The 3,873-nt window shown below is 42.8% G+C and carries 4 protein-coding genes and 1 pseudogene; all 5 read right to left on the reverse strand.

Translation table 11 applies throughout. The annotated features are described in order from the left end of the window. On the reverse strand, nt 1-812 hold an 812-nt coding region (locus HSISS2_RS05725; RefSeq protein ID WP_134981498.1), incomplete at its 3' end, for an amidohydrolase. A gap of 195 nt (nt 813-1,007) precedes the next feature. After that, the gene (locus tag HSISS2_RS05730; RefSeq protein ID WP_008534035.1) at nt 1,008-1,727 is read right to left on the reverse strand and encodes a 16S rRNA pseudouridine(516) synthase; all 720 of its coding nucleotides are present in this window, start codon (nt 1,725-1,727) and stop codon (nt 1,008-1,010) included. An 84-nt stretch (nt 1,728-1,811) separates the two neighbouring features. Continuing rightward, nucleotides 1,812-2,495 carry a VIT family protein gene (locus HSISS2_RS05735; protein WP_008534034.1) on the reverse strand — a complete coding sequence of 228 codons (684 nt, stop codon included), beginning with the start codon at nt 2,493-2,495 and terminating at the stop codon, nt 1,812-1,814. 117 nt (nt 2,496-2,612) lie between these two features. After that, nucleotides 2,613-3,596 carry a rhodanese-related sulfurtransferase gene (locus tag HSISS2_RS05740; protein WP_021145827.1) on the reverse strand — a complete coding sequence of 328 codons (984 nt, stop codon included), beginning with the start codon at nt 3,594-3,596 and terminating at the stop codon, nt 2,613-2,615. 190 nt (nt 3,597-3,786) lie between these two features. After that, nucleotides 3,787-3,873, reverse strand: a pseudogene (locus HSISS2_RS10910) (glucosamine-6-phosphate deaminase); the annotation flags it as partial.

Genomic DNA, 3,873 nt, shown 5'->3' on the forward strand with positions numbered 1-3,873 from the left:
CTGTTGACTTGAACGACCTTTTCAAAACGAGCAATGACATCCTCACGAATCTTAGGATCAAAAGTACGAATTGTTCCCTCAAAAAAGCCTGATGCTGGCAGAACATTCCAAGTATTGCCAACTTCGATATGAGTGACTGACAAAACAGCTGAGTCAAAAGGTGAAATCGTTCGAGCTACGATTTGCTGCAAGTTGTTAATGATGGTCGTAGTAACCAAAACCGTATCCACACCCAAATCAGGGCGAGCCGCATGCGAAGAAACACCCTTGACGTCAACCCTAAACTGCTCCACACCTGCCATAATCGCACCTGAACGAAGACCAATCTGTCCAGGTTTCAAGTGAGGATTGTTGTGGTAACCGATGATAGCTGACACACCGTCAATACCACCCGCTTCAATAATCTGGTAGGCCCCTTGGAAATTTTCCTCAGCTGGTTGGAAAATCAAGCGAACTGTCCCTTTCAGCTCCGCTTCTCTTTCTTTTAAAATCTGTGCTGCTCCAAGGAGAGAGGTTTGGTGAAAATCATGACCACATGCGTGCATGGCTCCATTTTCACTGGCATAAGAAAGTCCAGTATTTTCCTGAATTGGAAGCGCATCGATATCAGCACGTAAAGCAATAATCGGGTGGCCTGACCCAATTTCAGCAATCAGTCCTGTCTTTAAAGGATAATTTAAAGGTTCAATACCTAATTTTCTCAAATACCCTTTCAAAAAAATGGTTGTCTCGTGTTCATCTTCAGAAACTTCTGGATGTTGATGAATTTGCTGACGTGTCTTTGCTAAATCCTCGTAAAATACATCTGTCATAATAGACCTCCCTCTTTCACTGTCCTAAAACAGTACATGAAATTGCACTAACTAAGCTTGCCGATTAAATTACTTCTATCATACCACTGTATTGACCAAATGAATAGTTAAAATTACTTATGGGATGCCATAACTATTACTTATAGTTAGCACTTCCACCGTAACATAACCTAAATAACCAAAAACTAAAATGGCTCAGTTTAAATACCTCTTTAAGATGCTCTTTTCCTCCTCGGTCAATGGACGATAGCTTCCCCTTGGTAACTTTTCGTCCAAGACAAAATCTCCAAAGGAAATACGTTTGAGGTAGGTCACCTTGACCCCATAAGCTAAAAACATCTTTTTCACTTGATGAAACTTTCCTTCTGAAATCGTGATATGAGCACAACTCTTGTCACTAGCTGAACTCAGAATTTTCAGATGAGCCGGTTTACAAACAGTACCATCCTCAAAGACAACACCTGACTCAAAAAATGCAGGTGCCTCAGGCCCAAGAACATCATTGACCTCAACATAATACCTCTTAGCCACATGATAACGTGGGTGAAGCAGGGCAAAGCCCAAGGGTCCATTGTTGGTAATCAGCACCAGACCTTCTGTATCCCTATCCAAACGCCCCACAGGATAAAGCCCTTCTCGCTGATCCTCGGGCTTAATCAAATCAATGACCGTTTGGTGTTCCTTGTCTCTTCGAGCTGATACCACTCCTGATGGCTTATTCATGAGATAGTAAACTTCTGGCGCATGTTCCAGTTCCTTTCCAGAAACCGTTATGGTCTGGAGACTAGCATCCACATTAAGATTATCTCTATCCGCCAAGACACCATCCACATAGACTTGCCGACTGCGAATGAGCTTCTTGACCTGATTGCGAGAACCATAGCCCGCCTGTCCTAATAATTTATCTAAACGCATAGGCCTATTGTACCATGGATAAGTCTGGTCTAGTAGACTAAAAAAGCCTACCTACAAAAGGTAGACTTATCATCTTGTTAACCATTACACATTCACAGGGAAGATATGACCTACTGCAAAGGTCACGAGCATGGTCAAGAGACCTACTGTCAAGTTACGCAACATCGCCTGTTTAACAGGTGCTTTTCCAAGCTTGGCACTAACATAACCAGTCAAGAGCAAGGTAAGTGCAACCACAACCACCGTTACAGGGATACGATAAGGCTCAGGGAAAAGCAGGATAGCTAATGTTGGTGGCAAAGAACCCACTGAAAAAGCAAAGAAACTAGATACGGCAGCATGCCATGGATTTGTGATTTCTTCTAAATCAACGCCATATTTTTCTTCAACCAAGACCTTGATAGGATTTTTACTAAAGGCTTGATTGACCTTGACTTCTGCTGCTGTTTCGCAATCCCCCTGACTGAGGAAGGTTTGATACAAACTCTCTCTAGCTGCATCAGGTGAACGATCCAAGAGAGCCTGTTCCTTAGCGATGGCAGCTTCTTCGGTATCTTTTTGCGTTGACACACTGACATATTCGCCACCTGCCATTGAAAAGGCACCGGCAAAAATCGCTGACAAGGCTGAAATCAAGATAAACCAAATGTTTGATGTCGCACTGGCCACACCGATAACCACTCCCGCAATGGAAATGATACCATCATTGGCACCCAAGACACCAGCTCTCAAAATATTTAAACGTTCTGCAAAATTCTTATCTTCCAAATTTATTACTCCTTATTTAGAATCATTCTAAATATTACTATAACAGTTATTTAGAATGATTACAAATAAGAAGCTTGAAAAAGCCGAGATTTCTCTCAGCTTCTTCACTCTTTAAACTTAGGCTGGTGTTACATCCAAGCTCTCACCAATAGCCGCAAGGCGTTCGACAACTTCCTCTTGGCTCAAACCATTTTCAGAGACATAACGGTTACGTGGATGGACACGACATTCATGTGAGCAGCCACGGAGGTATTTATCTTCATTTTCCTCTGAAGCAAGGATACGACGGTTACAGAATGGGTTACCGCAGTTGACATAGCGTTCGCATGGCGTGCCATCGAACCAATCCTTACCGACAACGACAGGATCTACATGGTTAATGTCAACGGCAATACGCTCGTCAAAGACATACATCTTACCATCCCAAAGCTCCCCTTGAACCTCTGGATCCTTTCCGTAAGTTGCAATACCACCGTGCAATTGGCCAACATCTTTGTAGCCTTCACGGACCATCCAACCTGAGAATTTCTCACAGCGGACACCACCAGTACAGTACACAACCACGCGCTTGTCCATGAACTCTTCCTTATGGTCGCGAACCCATTGTGGTAATTCACGGAAGTTTCGAATATCTGGACGAATGGCTCCACGGAAGTGACCAAGGTCATACTCATAGTCGTTACGTGTATCAAGGACAACAGTGTCCTCATCTAAAAGGGCGTCTTTAAACTCTTTTGGTGACAAGTAAGCACCAGTAGTTTCAAGTGGATTGATGTCGTTGTCAAAGTTATCATCCTCTAAACCAAGGTGAACGATTTCCTTCTTGTAGCGAACAAACATCTTCTTAAAGGCTTGCTCCTCTTCCTCATCAATCTTGAACCAAAGGTCCTCCATCCCTGGAAGGCTGTGAACGTAGTCCATGTATTTTTGAGTGGTTTCATAGTCACCAGAAACCGTTCCATTGATTCCCTCGTCAGCGACTAGGATACGTCCTTTGAGGCCGATTGACTTACAGAAAGCCAAGTGATCAGCCGCAAATTGCTCAGCATTTTCGATTGGAAGGTATTTATAATAAAGCAATACTCGAATAGGTTTTGCCATTGTATGTCCTCTTTCTTTATGAAATATCTATATTTGTTGTTTGATAGTCAAAGTCAACTTAATTATTATAGCGCTATCAAAGAGAACTAGGCAATTGATTTGTTTGGAAGCACATTTTCACAGAAGAAAAAGGCTGAGTGCCAAATGCCTCAACCTGAGTTTCGTGGGATTATTTTTCGACAAGATAGTATTACAATTTCGCAGCGGCTGCCTCATCCAAGATAAGAGTCACATCTGAATGATGTTGTAAGACACTGGCTGGCACTTCCTCTGTTAC

This window comes from Streptococcus sp. HSISS2 (assembly GCF_000448665.1).
In the GTDB taxonomy this organism is placed as follows: domain Bacteria; phylum Bacillota; class Bacilli; order Lactobacillales; family Streptococcaceae; genus Streptococcus; species Streptococcus raffinosi.

Bases quoted from the DNA above. Each gene is read 5' to 3' on its own strand.
- HSISS2_RS05740 (WP_021145827.1), bottom strand. From the start codon at position 3,596: ATGGCAAAACCTATTCGAGTATTGCTTTATTATAAATACCTTCCAATC.
- HSISS2_RS05730 (WP_008534035.1), bottom strand. From the start codon at position 1,727: ATGCGTTTAGATAAATTATTAGGACAGGCGGGCTATGGTTCTCGCAAT.